The sequence below is a fragment of the Spongorhabdus nitratireducens genome, assembly GCA_947387575.1.
GTDB lineage: Bacteria > Pseudomonadota > Gammaproteobacteria > Pseudomonadales > Endozoicomonadaceae > CANDOC01.
Genome location: CANDOC010000004.1, coordinates 144,817 through 163,889, shown reverse-complemented (window position 1 = coordinate 163,889; position 19,073 = coordinate 144,817). Strand labels below are relative to the sequence as shown.

General features: G+C 52.0%; 18 protein-coding genes. 14 read left to right on the top strand and 4 right to left on the bottom strand.

Annotation, left to right across the window (positions count from 1 at the left end; genetic code table 11):
• Positions 1-51 precede the first annotated feature (51 nt).
• Positions 52-693 carry a DUF6931 family protein gene (locus tag ACYZZ0_RS09180; protein WP_461536317.1) on the bottom strand — a complete coding sequence of 214 codons (642 nt, stop codon included), beginning with the start codon at positions 691-693 and terminating at the stop codon, positions 52-54.
• A 12-nt stretch (positions 694-705) separates the two neighbouring features.
• Positions 706-2,736 carry a type VI secretion system Vgr family protein gene (locus tag ACYZZ0_RS09175; protein WP_461536316.1) on the bottom strand — a complete coding sequence of 677 codons (2,031 nt, stop codon included), beginning with the start codon at positions 2,734-2,736 and terminating at the stop codon, positions 706-708.
• Positions 2,737-2,952: 216 nt separating this feature from the next.
• Here ACYZZ0_RS09175 and ACYZZ0_RS09170 point away from each other — a divergent pair, with 216 nt between their 5' ends.
• The 11 genes from ACYZZ0_RS09170 (at position 2,953) to ACYZZ0_RS09120 (ending at position 14,409) form a co-directional block, all read left to right on the top strand.
• A complete protein-coding gene (locus ACYZZ0_RS09170) occupies positions 2,953-4,335 on the top strand; it encodes an SEL1-like repeat protein (RefSeq protein ID WP_461536315.1) in 1,383 nt (460 codons plus the stop codon).
• Between the two features lie 33 nt (positions 4,336-4,368).
• Positions 4,369-5,790, top strand: a complete 1,422-nt coding sequence (locus ACYZZ0_RS09165) for a type VI secretion system protein TssA (protein ID WP_461536314.1) — start codon at positions 4,369-4,371, stop codon at positions 5,788-5,790.
• A gap of 52 nt (positions 5,791-5,842) precedes the next feature.
• Entirely contained in the window at positions 5,843-6,424 is a 582-nt protein-coding gene (locus ACYZZ0_RS09160) for a type VI secretion system tube protein Hcp (RefSeq protein WP_461536313.1), read from the top strand.
• A 75-nt stretch (positions 6,425-6,499) separates the two neighbouring features.
• Positions 6,500-7,069: a type VI secretion system tube protein Hcp gene (locus ACYZZ0_RS09155; RefSeq protein WP_461536312.1), complete on the top strand. Its 570-nt coding sequence runs from the start codon at positions 6,500-6,502 to the stop codon at positions 7,067-7,069.
• A gap of 119 nt (positions 7,070-7,188) precedes the next feature.
• On the top strand, positions 7,189-7,725 hold the full coding sequence (gene tssB, locus ACYZZ0_RS09150; protein WP_461536311.1) for a type VI secretion system contractile sheath small subunit: 537 nt from the start codon (positions 7,189-7,191) through the stop codon (positions 7,723-7,725).
• A gap of 152 nt (positions 7,726-7,877) precedes the next feature.
• Positions 7,878-9,371, top strand: a complete 1,494-nt coding sequence (gene tssC, locus ACYZZ0_RS09145) for a type VI secretion system contractile sheath large subunit (RefSeq protein ID WP_461536310.1) — start codon at positions 7,878-7,880, stop codon at positions 9,369-9,371.
• Positions 9,272-10,663, top strand: coding sequence for a type VI secretion system contractile sheath domain-containing protein (locus ACYZZ0_RS09140; RefSeq protein WP_461536527.1), 1,392 nt, complete (start codon positions 9,272-9,274; stop codon positions 10,661-10,663). Before tssC ends, ACYZZ0_RS09140 begins: the two co-directional genes overlap by 100 nt.
• A gap of 33 nt (positions 10,664-10,696) precedes the next feature.
• Positions 10,697-11,131 carry a hypothetical protein gene (locus tag ACYZZ0_RS09135; RefSeq protein ID WP_461536309.1) on the top strand — a complete coding sequence of 145 codons (435 nt, stop codon included), beginning with the start codon at positions 10,697-10,699 and terminating at the stop codon, positions 11,129-11,131.
• 17 nt (positions 11,132-11,148) lie between these two features.
• Complete coding sequence (gene tssF / locus ACYZZ0_RS09130) at positions 11,149-12,933, top strand: type VI secretion system baseplate subunit TssF (protein ID WP_461536308.1); 1,785 nt, start codon at positions 11,149-11,151, stop codon at positions 12,931-12,933.
• A complete protein-coding gene (locus ACYZZ0_RS09125) occupies positions 12,897-13,922 on the top strand; it encodes a type VI secretion system baseplate subunit TssG (RefSeq protein WP_461536307.1) in 1,026 nt (341 codons plus the stop codon). Before tssF ends, ACYZZ0_RS09125 begins: the two co-directional genes overlap by 37 nt.
• An 85-nt stretch (positions 13,923-14,007) precedes the next feature.
• A complete protein-coding gene (locus ACYZZ0_RS09120; protein ID WP_461536306.1) occupies positions 14,008-14,409 on the top strand; it encodes an SMI1/KNR4 family protein in 402 nt (133 codons plus the stop codon).
• Positions 14,410-14,447: 38 nt separating this feature from the next.
• Here ACYZZ0_RS09120 and ACYZZ0_RS09115 read toward each other — a convergent pair whose 3' ends face one another.
• Together ACYZZ0_RS09115 and ACYZZ0_RS09110 are read right to left on the bottom strand one after the other, a co-directional pair.
• Positions 14,448-15,362 carry a hypothetical protein gene (locus tag ACYZZ0_RS09115; RefSeq protein WP_461536305.1) on the bottom strand — a complete coding sequence of 305 codons (915 nt, stop codon included), beginning with the start codon at positions 15,360-15,362 and terminating at the stop codon, positions 14,448-14,450.
• 85 nt (positions 15,363-15,447) lie between these two features.
• Complete coding sequence (locus ACYZZ0_RS09110; protein ID WP_461536304.1) at positions 15,448-16,098, bottom strand: YceH family protein; 651 nt, start codon at positions 16,096-16,098, stop codon at positions 15,448-15,450.
• 157 nt (positions 16,099-16,255) lie between these two features.
• Here ACYZZ0_RS09110 and ACYZZ0_RS09105 point away from each other — a divergent pair, with 157 nt between their 5' ends.
• The 3 genes from ACYZZ0_RS09105 (at position 16,256) to ACYZZ0_RS09095 (ending at position 19,035) form a co-directional block, all read left to right on the top strand.
• Positions 16,256-17,647 carry a sodium:solute symporter family protein gene (locus ACYZZ0_RS09105; protein ID WP_461536303.1) on the top strand — a complete coding sequence of 464 codons (1,392 nt, stop codon included), beginning with the start codon at positions 16,256-16,258 and terminating at the stop codon, positions 17,645-17,647.
• A 102-nt stretch (positions 17,648-17,749) separates the two neighbouring features.
• Positions 17,750-18,541 (top strand): threonine/serine exporter family protein, encoded by a 792-nt coding sequence (locus tag ACYZZ0_RS09100; protein ID WP_461536302.1) that lies wholly within the window; start codon positions 17,750-17,752, stop codon positions 18,539-18,541.
• Entirely contained in the window at positions 18,541-19,035 is a 495-nt protein-coding gene (locus ACYZZ0_RS09095; protein WP_461536301.1) for a threonine/serine exporter family protein, read from the top strand. Before ACYZZ0_RS09100 ends, ACYZZ0_RS09095 begins: the two co-directional genes overlap by 1 nt.
• Positions 19,036-19,073 lie beyond the last annotated feature (38 nt).

Genomic DNA, 19,073 nt, shown 5'->3' with positions numbered 1-19,073 from the left:
ACCATTCGACAGATAATCTATCGCTATCAATAACTAAAAAAGCAGGCATTGCTAACGAAGCCGTTCTCCCCTGGCGACAGCAAGACCCGCCTGAACGAACGACATCTGAAGCACAGGTTTTATTTGATCCCGCTGTACTCTGGGTTTGTTCAACATTAAATGTCCTACCAGCAGTTTCAGTGCGCTGTTTACAGCTTTTGAGTAAACACCTTCAGGCGGTGCTACAAACGGTTTGTCCGCCGGCAAAATACTGCCGCCACTCCAGAATGCAGCCTGCGCCAGCCATCCTTCAGGTGTTTTCAAACCTGCCTTGCGCGCCATCTTGCCCGCATGTCTTCGGGTTGCTTCACAGGGCTGATTGACCCAGCTTCTGGCCGCAGCAAAGGCGTGTTGAATATCCTCCTCACGCTGCCGCGGCATGCTGTCAAAACAACAGACTGCCCAGTACAACGACTCCCGTGGCGGCAGAGCGACAGCAAGGAAAGCAATACACTCTTCAGTCAGTTTCTGTTGCAGCAGTCCGGCAATAAATGCTTCAGGTTCCAGATCTTCTTCCTCCAGCAGGTCTGTCGCCTTTTTTTTCAGCGCAGCATCACTACTGAGCTTGCGCGAGGAGCGGGACATAAACTTCCCGTGCCACTGCCCCTTCAACTGGGCCAGATCTATCGGCGGGCCGGAAACAACATGAACCATAGCACTACCCTGTCAGGCGATTTCAACAAAAGCCCCGTCAATGGCAATCATGGTTGAAGCCCCCAGATCCATCATGGTTTCTGCATCAACACTGATAACCATACCGGATATGTCGGTCGTCATTTCCCCTTCAACCGACACCATAAAACCACTCAGGGTCGTATCCATTTCGCCATTGATGGTGACCGAAGGCGCTGATATGGAAATACTTTCGGGATTGATTGAGATACTGCTGGGACCTGCCTTGAGTTCAATAGACGCGGTGCCTTCAATGGAGACTTCCATACCTTTCACACTCAGGCTGGCCTGCGCCGACAATGAGGCATTGCTGTCTGCAGATAGACTTAATTCCTGCTTGGCACTCTGATTAAGATTCGCATCAGTGGAAAGCGACATATCCTGAGAGGCCGATACCGATAGCTTGTTTTCTGTACTCTGGGTAAAGGCTTCCTTAACGGTAATCTTGCACTCCTTTTCCACTTCATGAGTCAGATTTCCCTGCACCTGCTCAGTCTTGTCATTTTTCACCATCACCTGCATATCTTTCTGGGCCTGCATCATAAACAGTTCCTGATCCTTGTGATCATTGATACGCAATTCACTGGCATCCGACGACTCACCCTGAGGCGTACTGCGAGTCAACATGCCGGTGACTTCCTGCTCACTGTACGGCGGTTTGTTCTTACCGTTATAAACCACCGCCATTACCAGCGGGCGATCAGGGTCACCATCAATAAACATCACCACCACCTCATCCCCGATCCGGGGCAGAAACCGGCAACCAAAGCCGGTGCTGGCCATTGGCTGGGCAACCCGTATCCAGCAGCTTGAGTTTTCGTTTTTCTCGCCTTCCTGATCCCAGAAAAACTGTACCCGAACCTGACTGTCAGCATTGGTGTAGATTTCGTCACTGTCCGGCCCGGTCACGATGGCCAGCTGCATACTGTGAATTCGCGGTTTACGCATCACCGGCACCCGGAACGGCGTATCCACCGGCATGCACTGGAACTGGTTTGAATATTCCGGCTCCTGCCCGGTTTCAGCATCAAACAGTTGATGGGTAACAACCGTCAGCAGATATTCTCCGGTTTGCTTGCTGTCCAGATGCTGCTTAAGCCGAAACCGGCTGCCGGCAGTAAATTCAGGAAAGCTGCTGGCACCCCTGACCCAGGCACCTGACGAGTCTTCAGATTCCTGATGAATTTTTGCACTGCTGTCAGCGTCGGAGCGCTCGACAAACATTCCCGGATAATAAAAGGCAACCGGGGTTGAAGCGGCATTGGAATCTTTGGTCGTACTTTCGCTACTGACGACACTCTCTGCCTGCAGCGGATCATAATCAGCCAGCATCCAGCCACCACCATGAATTGAAAGCCCCGGCTGCCACTTGCTGATCACATCATCCATTTGTTTATAGTCGGGAAGGAAAGAAGCTTCAGCACCACTGTTCTCGAATGCCTGATTATCACTGGCGATAACCATCTTGTGGCCACTTTTGCTATGGACGAAGTGGTAATGCAGTCCTTCTTCGGTCAGCAGCCGGCAACAGAAATCCAGATCAGACTCATTGAACTGAACGCAGTATTCCCGCGTTTTACCGCTTTCACGAGACTGAAATTCATACTGACCATGAAAGCCGTGTTCATCAAAAATCTTGCTGACAATATCCTTGACTGCCTGGTTCTGATAAACACGACAGTTGACCCTGAATCGCAGCTGCCAGAGCCAGGGCCGCAGCTCTACCGAATAAAGCTGAATGCTTACTCTGCCGTAATAACGTTCCTGCCCGACCCGGGTGACTATGCCGTGAAAACAGCGCTTTTCTTCACGCTTGGTGCTCATTCCGGGTTGATAGATGCAGCACAGTGGTTTGCCAATAACGCTGGACAGATCAAGATCTTCAGCCACCAGCTTCAGCTTCATTTCAAAGGGCCGTGAAATAAATTCCCGAACACTCAGTTCAATCCCGACCAGCTCATCTCCGGATGCCGGTTTGACTACCAGCGGCCGAGCACCGGCGACAGGCGCCTCTTTCGAAGCCATAAAGCAGATTCCGGATCGTTATGCAGATGGATAAAACATAGACAATACTTCGTCAGATATTTCTGCCAGCCGGATTACGCGGACATGTTGCCGTCTTCAGTGCCAAAGTACAGCTGCCTGGTTACAGCTTCTGCACATGCTCTCTGGCGATGTCCTCTCAGGCAATGTCTGCTGCTACTGTTGCTATGCAGCTGCAGTCATTCACCATCACCAGCCGTGCCAGAGGCAAAACTCCCCCCGGTCAGGGACCTGCTGCCACAACCCGGGCTAGAGCTTGTTGCACACAAACTGTTAAGCGGCAAAGCCTTGCAGGCTGACTACCGCCAGGCGGTGAAATTGATTCCATCATTTCATCTGCAGCTTGCTGCTCGCAGGGATACCCTATCAACCACCGATGCTGCCCGGCTGCAAACCATACTCCACCCCATAATCAACTGGATTCAGTCACAGGCAACAAAAGGTGATGCCAGTGCCCGACTCATCCTCGGTTACAGCTACTGGAAAGGGTTGGGAGTACTGCCTGATAACCAGCAGGCGCAGCAGTGGCTGGAAAAATCCGGTGCCCAGGGCAATGCCATGGCGACCTGGCAACTGGCATTGCTGCAGCTGGAATCAAAACAGCATGATGCCGTTACAACAGTGGCCAGCGCCGCAAAATCCGGCATTCCAGAAGCCCGGTTGCTGTATGGCGAAATCAATCGCGATGGGATCTCTACTCCCCAGAACTATAGTCTTGCCCGACAATGGTTTAACAAGGCTGCACAGGATCGGTTACCCCTTGCTCAACTGAATATGGGTCTGATGACGCTGTATGGTATGGGTGGTGCACAAAACTTCGAGCAGGCCCGGCAGTTTTTACTTCAGGCCTCACCTTCACGACGGGAAGCGGACTACTGGCTGGCCCGCCTGGGAATAGAAGGCTATGGCCCGGAGGTCTCTGCCGCCACTATTCATCAGTGGCTGCTTAACAGTCTGGAGAGTCAGGCCAGCAGGGAGTCAACAACACTACTGGGTTATACCGATGCCGTCCGGCACGATTATGGCGCGGCCTGTAGTCTGTTCCAGCGCAACACACCCAGAGATCCTCTGGCAGCACACAACCTTGGTACCCTGTGTTTTACCGGACTTGGCACCCCTCCCGACTATCAGACATCCCTCTTATATCTGCAGACAGGTGCAGAATATGGTCTCGTTGCGTCCATGAAGTTGCTTGGATATCTCTGCCTTAATGGTCTTGGAACACCTGAACGGCCTGAGCAGGCCTGGCACTGGTTCTTCAAGGCCGCCACGCTGGGGGATGCCTGGTCGGCATGGGCTGCAGGTCTGTTGCTGGAAGCCGGCCACGGTGTCAGTCCGGATCCGGTTGCAGCTTACGCCTGGCAAAGTGTTGCACTGGCCTGGGGCTGGACGACAGGTGCAGGACGTCGTGATGCCTTGGCTGCCAGTATGGATCGTCAGGCCCTGATGCAGGGACAAAAACTGGCTCAGAAATTTTTTAATGACTATAACTACCAGCGGGGTGTCCCTGTTCCCTATCTGGTTTATCCCATACCAGACGCAGCATCAAACAGCGATGCAATGACAGATAAGCAGAACTGAGAGGCGCACACTCCATCAGGGCAGGCTTGAATCATGAATCTGGATGCACAACTTGTCTCTCGCCTGAAACAGCCTCTGGAAGGTGAATCACCTGCCGGAGTCGTACTGCATTCCACCCCCGAAGTGTATCGCCCCTTTCGTAATACCCTGAATCTGGCACGCAGCAGCTTTCGGGCTCTGGAGCAAAATCCGGAACCGGAGCAGCTGGATGAACTGCGCAGCACCAACAACCATAACTGGCAGCAGGTCAGTGAGCTGATCGTCAAACTGCTGGAAGAACAGACCCGGGATCTGGATTTACTGGGCTGGCTGCTTTACTCGCAACTGTTTACCGAGGCTCCATTTCAGGCTCTACAGCAATGTCTCAACCTGATTCGGGAACTGCTCGAAACCTATGGTGCCAGTCTGCGCCCCCCGGGAGACGCTAAAGCTGTACAGGACCAGCAGCAGACAGCAGCGACCGCAGAAACAAATACTGAAAGCGCAGATACCGAACAGCAACAATCCACTGAAACCTCTGAAGCCGAATCACAGCAGGAACCTTCACTGGCAACATCCTGCAACAGCAGCGACTGGATAAAAAAACTGAAAATATGTCAGCAGATTATCGGCGATGTTTCCGGAGATGGTCTGGTTCATGTACCCCTGCGCATTGCCCCGCTAATTGGCCCCATGACATTACTGGACTATCAGCACAGTGCCAGCCGGGGTCAGATGGAAGCACTGGGTAAAAAGGCCCGCAGTGCACTGAAGCAGGATAAAGACGGGGTTATAGCCAATATTGTTGCCATACAGGACAGCGTCAGTGAGTTGAAAAAAATCGAACTTACCCTGTCCGAGTATTGTACCGATGGTGCCAGCTCCCATCTGCTAAATACCCAGCCATTGCAGTCTTGTCTGGGTGAAAGCCTTAACGCCACTCGAAGCCTGCTGGGGCAATTGTTACGTCCATGGCCGGGAGAGGAAATCAAGGCGACGGAAAAAAGCAGCGATAGTGGCAATACTGAAAAAGACACTGATGCTTCAGAAAAAGCAGTTTCGGGTGCCGGTCTGGATTTTGATGTCTCCGGAAACGTTGTAGCGGGCTATATTCAGAGTCAGGAGCATGCCCTTGAAACAATCAGGGCACTATCGTCTTTTTTTCGACAGACACAACCCTACAGTCCAGTGTCCTATATTCTGGAAAAAGCACTGCGTATGGCTCAGCTGACATTACCCGAGTTCCTGCAGGAAGTAATCAACAACGACACCAGTATTCTCGGCAATATTTACCTGCGGGCCGGCCTGGATCTTCCCGACAAAAACATGCCGGTAAGTGATATCCCCTTTGCTGCAGCTGCGCCTTCTTCATATGACACCCCGGAAAACGATCCCCCGGAGGAAGAAAGTGAAGAAGAGGAAGATACATCGACCGATGCAGGCTCTGACACAACTGACAACAGCTCATTTATGTAGCTTGTATACAGCTCACTCTTCATTGCGACTTGACGCCTGAAGGAGAAAACAGATGGCTGATTTTTACATGCAGATTGAAAACATTCAGGTCGAAGGGCTTACAGATAAACAAAAGCCAGTCATCATCGGCGTGAAACCGACTTCCCAGACCGGTGACCTGATCGCCGTTAACGAACTGCACTGGGCTGCTGTGCGTGGCATCGGAATGGATATAGGCAATATGTCCACGCGCGATACCGGAATGGTTGCTTTCAACGAGTTTGTCGTATCCAAACCGGTCGACGGCTCATCGGAAGGCCTGCAGTCATTTATGTTAATGCCGGGCAAACTGGGCCGCACTGTCATCTTCCATAAGTGCACTCCGTCTCCTGACTCCGGTGACCAGGGGCGGGAGCTGATGCTGCAGATCAAGATCGAAAATGCACGGCTGGTGCACTACGGTTTATCAAGCAGTGGTGAAAGCTCCAGTGAAAGGCTGGCATTTTCGTACAACGTTTTTGAAATAACCCAGTGGTTTGAGGAAGTCGGCGGCGACTGGAAAAAAGGCAGCCCGGTCTCCTTTATCCTGTCCCAGGGCAAGGTGCTCTCTGCCGGGCACAAGGCCAGTGGCAGCACATCCGAGTCTCCGTTCTGATAACCACAGCCGCGGTGCTGTTTCCCAGGCATAACGCATGTTCGTCTTCACGGCTGACAAGCGAGGTAAACAATAATGGCTACAGGCTTGTTTCTGCAGATCAAGGGAGTCAAATACCAGGGAACCCAGAGCAAAAACCTGGTGTTAATGGAAGGTATCAACTCCAGTAATGGCGATCTGTTTCCCATCGGCACCATGCAGTGGGGCGCGATTCGCGGTGTCAGTATGGATGTCGGCAATATGCAGCATGCTGACAGTGGTATGGCTGCATTTAACGAAATAACCATTACCAAGAGTATGTGCGGCGCTTCCGAGGATATTCGCTCAATGTTACTGGAACCCGGCGATGAAGGATCTGAAGTACGCATCTTTCAGGTAGGCATGGAGCCCAAAGCCAGCAGCAACAAGGGCACGACGTTCAAGCCCAAAATGCAGATCTTTCTGGAACAGGCGCGTATGGCTCACTACTCATTGTCGGTCAAGGATGGTGGTCTGCCGGAAGAGCGGCTGGCACTAGCCTATACCGTTATCCACATCAAACTGTGGAACACCACCGGCTCCGGTGGTGGCTGGAAGCCCGGCGGTGAAGTGGCCTTTGACCTGTCGACCGGTAAGGTCATTTCAGCTATCAAGCCCAAGGGCTGAAATAAAGGTTGCTGCAGGTACAGTATAAAAGTTCAAGCCTCCTGATCCTGTTCTAATCTTTTGGTCAGACATTTTGCCGGCTTCCCGGCCGTGCATGACAGTAGTGAGGGATATGACAGATGCCACTCAATGCCCAGCATAAACGTGTGCGAAAAAACCGGGTCAGTATTACCTATGATGTTGAAACCGGAGATTCCCAGGAAAAAAGAGAGCTGCCGTTTGTTGTCGGTGTCACCGGAAACTTCTCGGGAGACAAGCCGCAGGACCAATTGGAACCATTTGAAGACCGGGAGTTTATCCAGGTTGACCATGACAACTTTGATGAAGTCATGAACCGGATCGGACCCAGTCTGAACCTGCGGGTTGAAAATGTACTTTCCAATGACCCCGAAGCTTCGGATATGCAGGTCAATCTGAAATTTAACCGGATGCAGGACTTTTCACCGGACGAGTTGGTGAATCAGGTTGAGCCGCTGAAGATGCTGGTCAACATTCGCAACCAGCTGCGGGTACTGCTCAGCAAGGCTGACCGTTCCACCGACTTTGAAAAGCTGATCTGCAAGATCCTCAAGGACGATGAGTCGATTCAGCGACTGGCCGGCGAGCTGGGAATAGAGCCGCCCAAGCTGGAAGCGCCGGATGATGAAAAATCCTGACGCGACAGTGATGCAAAGGAGTTCTATAACTACTCCTTAATCAATGACCCCGTAATCAACAGACAGCTATCTCACCCCTCAAGCGACACAAGACCGACAGGCCAGCGGCAGTTGAGCCCCGGGATTATCGCCGGAATGGTTGGAGAACATCAATGAGCACAACAGTGAAGGAAGCGCCGCTAGAAGGCACGGTGATCACTGAGGAAGAAATCAGCCTTGTCGACAAGGCCTGTGTTGCCGTTCGTCTGACACCGGAAGACACCACCAAGCAGTTACTGCAAGTTTTTACCGAACAGGCTTTGACCGGCACCCTGAGCTGGAATCACAACCTGACCAAGTCGGTTGGACTGGCGGTTGAAGCGATTGATAAAAAAATCTCGCAACAGCTGTCGCAGATTATGCATCAGAAAAACTTCCAGAAACTGGAAGGCACCTGGCGCGGGCTGAACAAACTAGTCAAAAACAGTGACCTTGGGACTGACCTGAAAATTAAAATTCTCAATGCTGACCGGGAAACATTGCTGGACCAGTTTGAAAATGCGACCGCGATAGACCGCAGCCCTTACTTCAACATGGTTTACCAGAGTGAATACGGCACCGCCGGTGGTGAACCTTACAGTGTGTTACTGGGTGACTATGAGTTCGGCTACGGCGATGAAGATGTAGCGCTGATGCGCTATCTGTGCGAAGTCTCCGCCGCCAGCCATGCTCCGTTTGTCGCTGCCGCATCCCCGGCCATGTTCGACTTTGACAACTTCACCACCTTCTATGAAGGCAAACCTGTGGCACCGGGTTTTGATGCCCCCGCCTATGCAGCCTGGAACTCACTGCGGGACAGTGATGAATCCCGCTATATGGTACTGACCATGCCCAGGGTAATGTCCCGGGCACCCTATGGCAAGAATGGTCTCAGCACCAAGAGCTTCCATTTCGAAGAGTTGCCTCTGGACGGGTATGGCGATCCCTATCCGGCCAGTGCCAATGACTTTACCTGGACTAACGCCTGCTTTTCCATGGGCCAGCGGATCACCGATGCTTTCTCCATGTTTGGCTGGTGTACCGCCATTCGAGGACTGGAAAACGGCGGCAAGGTAGACGGCCTGCCCACATTTACCTATCGCTCGGCTTCCGGCGACAAGGTGATGCAGTGTCCGACAGAAATCAACCTGACGGACGAGCGAGAGAAAGAACTCAGTGATCTCGGCTTCCTGCCTCTGGTGCATTACAAAAACCAGGGTTATGCGGTCTTTATCGGAGCCCAGACCATCCAGCGGCCAAAGCAGTACATCGATCCGGATGCTACAGCCAACGCCGCTATTTCTGCCCGCATGCCCTACATCATGGCCAGCAGCCGGATTGCCCATTACCTCAAGGTTATTGGCCGCGACCGGATTGGCTCCAATGTGGAAGCCGGTGACCTGTCCCGGGAAATGAATATCTGGATTCAGCAGTACACTAATGCCAATGCTATTGGTAATGAAGCCAGAGCTACCCACCCACTGCGTGAAGCCAAAATAGACGTCAAGGAGCAACTGGGAAGGCCGGGCTGTTACTCTGCTGTTGCCTACCTGCGGCCCTGGCTGCAAATGGAAGAGCTGACAACATCACTGCGAATGGTAGCCAATATTCCGGGTGGTGGCAGCTGAACATATCCAGTAATCAGCTTGTCAGTGCAGCAACCCGCGCCATTGAGCGGATTGACCGGGAGATCAGTCTGCAGCTCGAAAGAATCATGGCGCATGTCCGGTTTACCGAGCTGGAAAGTCTGTGGCGCGGTTTGCATGCACTGGCGAGATTACCGGTTAATAACAACAGAGTCCGGCTTCGGTTACTGGACTGCAGCTGGAATGAAATAGAAGACGATCTGAACCTGCCTGCAGCCGTTCGTTATTCCCATTTATTCCAGTTGGTCTGCAACAAGGAATTCAATACTGCCGGTGGCACACCCTATGGGATCATCCTGGTTAACCATCTGTGTGGTGCCGGTGATTCACCCAGTATCTACAGCGACCTTCATACCGCTGACCTGTTTGCCCAGATTGGAGCCGAGGCGTTGTGCCCGATAGTCATGGGCCTTGCCAATGATTTTTTTGGTGACAGTGAGCCGGAACTGGTTATGAATGCGCCTCGCATTGACCGCATCATCAACTCTGATGATATGTCCGAGTGGCATCTGCTAAGAGCCCAGCAACATAGCCGTTTTCTGGCCTTTATCTGGCCACGGCTGCTGATGCGCCCGGCCTGGAACGAACATTGTTATAATTTCTGCTTTCACGCTACCCGGCCGGATCTGCAATTATGGGGCAACAGTGGCTTTGCCCTGCTATCAAACCTGATGCGGGAGTTTGACCGTATCAGCTGGTTTGGTTTTATTCATCAATGGGAGCTGGAAGGCGGACAGGGCGCAATAATCAACATTGATTCCGATGACAGTGCGCTGCAGTTGTTTAATCCGCCCCGCTTCAATTACAAACTGCATGAGTCGCAGGAAGAGGTTTATGCGGCTAACGGTATTATTCCCGTTACCAGCTGCTACCTTTCAACCTATAGCGGCATATTCTGCTCTCCAACGGTATATGCCTGTAGCAGTGATGAGCAGTATTTGAATTCACTGGTTAACTTACTGACCGGATGTCGTATTGCGCACTATTTAAAAATACTGATTCGGGACAGCCTCGGGGAATATATTACTCCGGCGGAATGTGAAAACCGGCTGCATAAATGGCTGGAACAATATACCAGCAATACCGAGTATGCCGACGAAGAAATTGCAGCCCGTTTTCCGCTGCGACAGGCCAGTGTCACCGTATCGGATAACAGTTTGCTGACCGGCAGCTACAGCTGTCGTATCAGCATTGTTCCGCAATATCTGGCCGAACCGTTACAGCAGGAAATTGTAATTCAGGCTGATGTTTTCCCTGGCCGGCGAGGCATATAACGCCGTAACCAAATCTATGATTTAAAGGAAGCCATGATGTTTCTGGAAGCCTTTGACTCCGATGACAACGCAGTATTCCCGGGCCACGGTGACGCCAGCCAGCAAATCATCGACCATCTCAGCCTGCTATTAGGCAGTCGCCGTGCAATGTATCCGTTACCTCCACTCCTACAAGCCACCAACCATAGTCTGCCGGCATGGGGAGTGCCCTGCCTGCGACAGGGCTGCATCAGCGGCGACCCGGTTCTGACCTGCTCGGTACTGCAACAGCTGATTGCGACCTTTGAACCCAGACTCGAACAGGTATCAGTCGAGATCACATCTGCCAGCACACTTCAGGCAACAGGCCGCAGTTACCGGATTCATGGTATCTGCGCCGGCACCCAGCAGGCAGAAGATATTGATATGTCGACCCGCATTGTTGAGTTTGACGGCCGTCTGGTTGTTGAGGACAGATCCAATCTCTAAGCCATAAAAAGCCGGATATGCTTACAGACAACCTGCTGTTTTACTATGAACAGGAACTGAATGCCCTCAGGGAAGGGCTGCGCCGCTATAGCCACTATCACCCGGAAGAATCATCAAAACTCGGGCTGGGCGATATTATTTCCGACCCCGAGATGCTGCGGTTGCTGGAAAGCATCGCCTTGCTCAATGCCCGGCTTGAAGAACGACTGGATGAGGAATATCCACAGCTGGTGCATTCACTGCTGGAGCTGATGTTTCCCGATTACCTGCGCCCCCTTCCCAGTTTCAGTATGCTGGCGCTGGATATCAGCCGCGATGCCAGGGAAACGGTCACCATTCCCCAGGGTACCCGGTTTGAAGTCAGCTCCGGTAAACGCGAACGGCTGGTATTCAGTACCTGCCATGAAGTCACCCTGAAACCGATAAAAGTCAAACAGGCCAGAATCCAGTCAGGCCCGTTTGAGTTCAGCCTTCCGGCCTGGGCCGGACACGGTCATGCCATCCTCGAACTGACACTACAGCTGCCCGGCAGCGATATGAAGTTTGAGGAAATTAATCTTGATCAACTCGACTTTCATATTCCGGCGCGAGAACCACTCGCAGCCCTGCTGTTTGACCTGTTAATGACCCGTGCCCTGGCCGGATGTCTGGTTTCCGCTAACGATAAAAGACGGCTCTGGATCAAACCGGAAGATGTTATTCACTGTCCGGCTTTTCATTCCGGTAACAGTCTGCTGCCTCGCAATCAGGGCTCGTTTAACGGCTTTACCCTGCTGCGCGATTTCTTTGCTTTCCCCTGGGCATTCCAGAGTTTTCAGATCTGCTTTGACAGTTTTCCGGTAACACCACAGGGTCATGAAGTTACCCTGATGATTTTGCTGGAAGAAGCACCGGTCGAGTTAATTCGCAGTGTCGGTGCCGCTCATTTCCAGCCTGCCTGCGTTCCGGTTGCCAATATCCAGCAGGTTGTCAGTGAGCCGGTCAGGATTGACCATACCCGCTTTCTTAACCCGGTTCCGTTACCGGACAACCGCTATATCTACGACATTGAGGAAATTCTGGATGTAACCGATGCAAGGGAAACCCGCCCTTTGCCCCGGCTACTGGAATTCAACTATCGCCATAAATACAAGGATCAATACTGGCAGTTTGTTCAACTCAACAAGGGCAATGGACTGGTAGAAAATGCTATCGCCCTGTCAGACCGCAATCTCCGCCCCAGTAAGGATTCCGGCCGGATTCTGGTCGCCCGAATGTATTGCTTTGATGGCAACCAGCCCCGGCAACTGGGCTCAACCTCATCCATCAAATGTATTGATCCAGTGACGTTCAATGCCAGACCCCACCTGTTATACAAACCGACCTCTGCCCGACTGGAAGCTCCCGAGTCACAGTTTAACTGGGCCATGCTGTCACACTTTGCCCTCAACTTTCACAGCCTGTTTGATCCCGACAAAGGACTGGAGGCACTGCGAGAACTGCTGGGGCTGTATTTGCACGAGGGCAGCATTATCGACGCATCCCTGCCGGATCATATTATCTCTGCAACCCACACCCATCAGGTCGCTCCAGTGAGCATTGAAGGCAAACGCTGCTTTGCCCAGGGAACACAGCTGACACTTGTATTGAAATCAGAACAGTTCCACCCCCTGCCGCTGAATCTGTTTATCGAATTAATGGATGCCTTGATCAGTTGTTACTGTCCCTATAACAGTTTTACCCAGCTATTAATCAGAATTCAGGGTCGTTCGGAGGTTTATCGCCGATGTCCACGTCGTCTCGGTTGCCGGCCGGGGATTTAGCCGCTATTCCGGATCTGCACCCGCAACCAGCAATCAAACTGTTGCTTCAGCAGCCGCGCCGGTTCGAGTTTCGACAGGCGATGCGATTGCTGTACCGGGAGCACGATACTCACAGCAGTCTGGTGGTCACCCTGCGCTCATCCGTTGTTTCATCCTGGGTGTCCTGGGATATCGAATCCATCAGACAGTCATCACCGGATAGCTGGCATCTGACCATTACCCGACCGGCGCTGACCGGGGCCAGAGCCACACTGCCGTTTTATATGCAGGATATTAACTGCCTTCAGCTGTGGGAAAATCACAGCCGGGCCATGGCTGATCTGTTTCAGTGTTTCGACAGTCCGGTGCTGTTGCGGGATTATCGCTGTACCGTCAAACATCAGCTGGCACTGCTACTGGAAGAAAGTCACAGCAAACATGAACTGTGCCCGGATATTGAAAAACTGCTGTTGCGACTGGCCGGGCTACATCCTTTGAAACAACTGCCAGCACGGCATTTAATCCGGTTTGCCGGGCTGTTGTCCTGTAAACCGGCTTCTGTGGCAATGTTAAGCCCGGTGCTGGAAGCTTATTTCAGCATGCCGGTCACGGTTGAATCCGGTCCGCTGCAACGGGAGCCGGTTGAAAGCGACTGCCTTAGCAGAGTGCATCGCTATCTGCGCCAGAACAATCAGCTGGGCCACTCCCTGATGATTGGTGATCATACGACGCTGTATTGCAGTCGAATCAATATCATTATTCATCCGGATTCCAGCTCAGTATGGATTGCACTGCGTAATGACACCCAGCTGGTGCAAACCCTGCTGGAAATTGCCAGAACCTGTATGGGTATTGATATTAATATGCAGGTTTATGCCCGACTGCAAAAAAGTATGCTGGAGGCTTCTCACGTGGCACAGAAGAGAAAATCAACAATGCGGCTGGGACGTTTTACCGTGCTTGGAAAACCTGAAAACGCACCGGACACGGTAACTGTTCGCTTGACCTGATATTCATAGATTTACAACGACTTTAGCATTATCAGGCGATTACACTACAATAGCCCCTTACTTAATTAGTCCTCGAAGGCGCTGCATGCAAGACGTTGTCGATTCTCTGCGCGAGAAAAATATCGATGTACCGGTTCCACTGGAACTGCCGACAGAAGATGACCTGGTGGTTATTCAGGAAGAAATCCTGATTCATCTGCCAGACGACTACAAACAGTTTCTGCTGATGGTCAGTGATGTCATTTACGGATCAATCGAGCCTGCGACTGTTTGCGATGAGCAATCCCACACCTACCTGCCGGATATGGCATCAAGAGCCTGGGATATCGGTATTCCGAGAGAGCTGATTCCGGTCTGTGAAGTGGATGGCAACTTCTATTGTATTGCCGAAGATGGCGAAATTTCCTACTGGGTTGATCTGGAAGCAACAGAAGACAGCTGGAGCAGCATCTGGCACTGGGCTGCTGATATCTGGCTTAACAGCTAAAGCCCTGGTTTCATGTATCCCCTGTAGCTAAATAAAGCTCAGGGGATTTCACACGCCGGTAGAGACAAGTCTGCAAACAAAGCCTGCTTCAACGCTCTCGGCGCTGCAAAAGAAGACCCTTTCAATAGTTTCCAGAACTGCCGGGGCAAGTCTTCGGCCTGTTGCCCTTCGCTGGTCAGTCGCTGCAGCGGAATATCAACACAGCCATCACCATCAATATCATATCCGGCAGGTTTGCCATTTTGATTATCAATCCGTTGTAACTGATACGCGGCCTGGGCATAGATATCTACAAACGGGTTGTCAGCAATATAATGGCTCAGCTCTGATTCTGAAGCGCCTACCGTCGTCACGCCTTCAGCAAAAGAAAATGTATTCACCATCCTGCGACCACCATTACCGGCAATGGTGTAAACCGCCACACCTTCCGCCACCAGCGCCTCCAGCATTCTGATAATCCGGTAGGTACTGTTCCACACCGGATACTGCTGACCCCACTGCTGAATTTGCTGTTTATATATCTCGGCTTTTTCTGGGTAAAGCGGCTGTTCAAAAGCACTGATCAGGGTTGATGACTCCCAGGATAAAATCAGCGCATCAACTGGCTGCACCGCAAGCCGGGTATGAATTTTCTGCAGGTTAAGCAGAATCGAATCCATCGGTTTGCGGTCATCGGTAATCGGGTAGTTGATAAAAGTAATGCCGGGATGAGCTGCAATCAGTCGTACCAGATCACCGTGATAGAAAGGCTCCTGCCGGTCATCACTGTCCAGATCAAGCAAGCCGTAAAGCCAGCTGTGCTGGTCCCGCTGCTGATCATCAGTAAAGCCGGCGACCGGAGGAAAGAAGCGGTCAACAATCGCGACCCGGTAACCTGTTTCCGATGATCCGGCCATAATGTGCTGAGCCAGCAACATCATGGCCAGAGCCAACATCTGTCGGCATATAACCATTCCGTGGTAATCCTTTGGCAATCCCTGCCAGTTTTAGCAGCCTTCGGAAACAGATTTTTGTGATGCTGTTGGTCAGATTTCCGAATCAGCTATCTTGAAGAGCTCTGGCCAGCTCGGCCTTCAGTCTTTCAACTTCGGCTTTCAGCTCTTCGACTTCCTGCTCCAGCTGGCGAATTTTATCTTTGTCATTAGTACCGGTATCGGCGGCAGGCTGCGCAGAAACAGCAGCACTCACTTCTACAGGACCAGAAAAAAGATGGGCAAAGCGGGATTCACGCTTTCCGGCTTCACGCGGCAACTGCACCACCAGCTCTTTGCCGATCATCTCCTGCAGTACCTGTTCTACCACTTTGACGTCACTGAACTTGGCCAGTCTACCGGTACGGCTTCTTAGTTCGCCCGGTGTTTGCGGTCCTCTTAACAGCATCACACAGACAATCGCCCGCTCCTGCTCACTCAACTGCAGGCTGCTGAAAGGGGTATTACAGAACCGGTGTTTGAACTTGCTGACCCGGGCACCTTCCTCTTCCCGCACGATCAGCTGCTCAATCAGATCATTCAGGGTTGTTCTGACTTCAGCTTCGGACAGGTTCATCACCGGATCACGATTGCTCTTCTGATTGCAGGCATTGGTCAGGCCGTTCAGGGTCAGTGGATACTGATCCGGAGTGGTACTCTCTTTTTCCAGCATGCAACCGATCACACGTGCTTCACTGGCGCTCAGGTTTATATCCATGATGCAGAAACTCCCTGCACTGAAAGTATTGGCTGTTACCGTCACATTCTATCAGGGTCATGGTATCAGACTGGCATGTGGATATGGCTGATATCAGCTAAATTTAATGGCTTCCTGACTACTGTAATTTTTACGCAACAATTATGAGTAATCTGGTATGAGTAATCTGGCCTGGTTTGTTCTGCTGGCCTTTCTGGTTGTCACACTGGGTATAGGCTTCAAGTACTGTCTGCATATTCGCAATCTGCGAGACTATGCATTGTCTCCCGGCTTTTTCGGCACCGTCGGACTGTGTCTCAGTCTGGTGGCAACGGAAATTGGCAGCGGCAGTATTCTGGGTACTCTGGAGAAGGTTCATCAGGACTCGATGATCTATGCCTATGGTCTGCTTGGATTGAGCTATCAGCTGATTCTGACCTCATTGCTTGCTCCCAGAATATTTCGCAAGGGTCGGATTATCAGCGTCGGCGACCTGATTGCCGATGCCTATGGCGAAACCGCCCGCACCTGTACTGCGTTGTTCTGGCTATTGTTCTGTATTGGCATTATCGCCGCCCAGACAGCTGCCATGGGGCGACTGGCATCATTACTGCTGCCCACTCCGACAACCTTCAATATGATTGCCGGAGCGGTGATTATCATGGCTTACTCCAGCTACTGCGGAATCCGGGCCGTGGTCGCTACCGATACCCTGCAGGCTTTCCTTATCGTTGCCGGTCTATTGTTGCTGCTGGGCGTCGGACTGGAATCACTGGGTGGCTATCAGCAACTGATGAGCACCACCCCTATAGAAAAAGTCATCGGCTTTGGCGAATTGGGAATAGCCGGTGCTGTCTCGCTGTTTCTCAGCTTTGCCATTGGCGATATGCTGATTCCTCCGGTGATTCAGCGGGTGACCATGGCCAAAAACAGCGAACAGGCCAGCGGTGCTCTGGTGCTGGCCGGGTTACTGGTGATCCCGATTATTATCACCTGTGGCATGCTGGGCCTGATTGCCCATGGCATTGCGCCCAACCTGGTATCAGGGGACAGCTTTCAGTTTATGCTGAACACCCTGTTGTCAGATTTCACCAAAAGTCTGGTGGTTTGTGGCATTCTCGCCGCGGTCATGTCTTCTGCTGACAGCTATCTGAACACTGCCGGTGTAGCGCTTTCTCACGACTTGCTGAAACCCTTATTCAGGAAACCCTTGCCGGAACAACGCTATCTTGCGCTGGCCCGGGGCTGTACCCTGATTATCGGAAGCCTGGCCCTGCTATTGAGTCTGACAGGGGAAGATGTGATGGATCTGATTCTGTATGCATTCAGGTTCTGGGGACCCACAGTTGCAATACCTTTGCTGTTTTCATTGTTTGTACGCAACACCACCCCACGGCAGTTTTTCCTGCCGGCACTGGCCGGACTGATCACCGTAACCCTGTGGGAAATCATGTCACTGGAACAAAGTCTTGGACTCAACAGTCTGATTGCAGGAATGGCAGGTAATGCCATTGTGGCTACCGCCCTGCTCTATCTGCGCCAAGGAACACTGAATGTGAAAATATCCTAGTGTCATTCCGGATTTATGCTTTCAATGATTCCAAGATAATATCTATGATCTGCAAAGCCTGACCTTTCAACAGGCAATACATCACTCTTACAGGAGAACTGAGTGACGGATACGCGCTCCTATACTGCACCCGGCGAGGCGGCCGAATTATTACTGGATGTTGCAGCACTGCTGATGCAGTCCGGTGCTCATACCGAGCGGGTCAAACGAAATACCCTGCGAATTGCTGAAAGTCTGGGATACCGCCCGGAGCTGTTCTTTTCCCATTCCGGGATCACGATCACCCTACAGGGACAGAAAGAAGCAGCACCTCACGGTCACGCCATTACCCAGTTCCGTCATATCGAACATCATACGGTGCAGCTGTCTACCGTATCTGCCATCAGTCGTCTGAGCTGGCAGGCCAAACGCCGCAGCTTGCCAGCAGAGTCCCTGAAAAAGAAACTATCAACACTGTCCAATAAAAACAGTTACCCGATCTGGTTGCTGATGCTGATGGCACCTCTTGGTACCGCCGGACTGTCAGGGCTGGCCGGTGGTGATGGACTGGTCATGCTGATGACAGCGCTTGCCACCTTTTGTGGTTTTATCTTCCGTCATCTGCTGCATTCACTGAAATACAACCCGTTTCTGATTGTAGCCACCACCGCACTGGTGACAGAAAGTGTTGCCGGTGTCGGCAAGCTGATGCATATCGGCAGTCACCCGGAAGTTGCCATGGCAACCTCAATTCTGTTTCTGGTACCGGGGATTCCGCTGATTAACAGTCTGATCGATATGCTACACGGACATTATATGGTGGGACTGGCCCGCGGGGTTCACGGTACCCTGACAGCATTTTCCATCGCACTTGGAATGTGGATTGCCATGTCACTGGTGGGGGTTGGACTCTGATGCTGAACCAGGAACTGATACTGCGAATGATCTACGCCATGATGGTCGCCGGCGGTTTTGCCACCATCTTCGGCGTTGCCCTGAAACGGGTACCACTGGCGATGCTGGTTGCCGCTGTCGCCTGTCTGGTGCGCAGCATTTATATCGAACACGGTGGCGGTGTTATCGGCGCCAGTCTGTTTGCCGCTTGTATTGCCGGTATTATCAGCCTGTTTATCTGCTCCCGGCTGCTGACACCTTCAGTGATTTACTCTCTGCCAGCAATGATTCCCATGGTGCCGGGCACCTACGCCTACAGCACCATGCTGGGACTGATGGAGCTGACCCGCAATCCGGAGCTGAACCAGGAACTGCTTTACGCCACATTGCGAAATGGACTGCATACGTTGTTTATTTTGTTGTCGCTGGCAATTGGTGTTGCGCTACCCAACCTGTTGTTGCGTGGCAAAAGTGTGAGGGATGTGAAACTGCTGGGCTTTATCAACAGCCGATAAAAGCCTCAGATACTTCGCTATCCGCGAAAGATTATGAG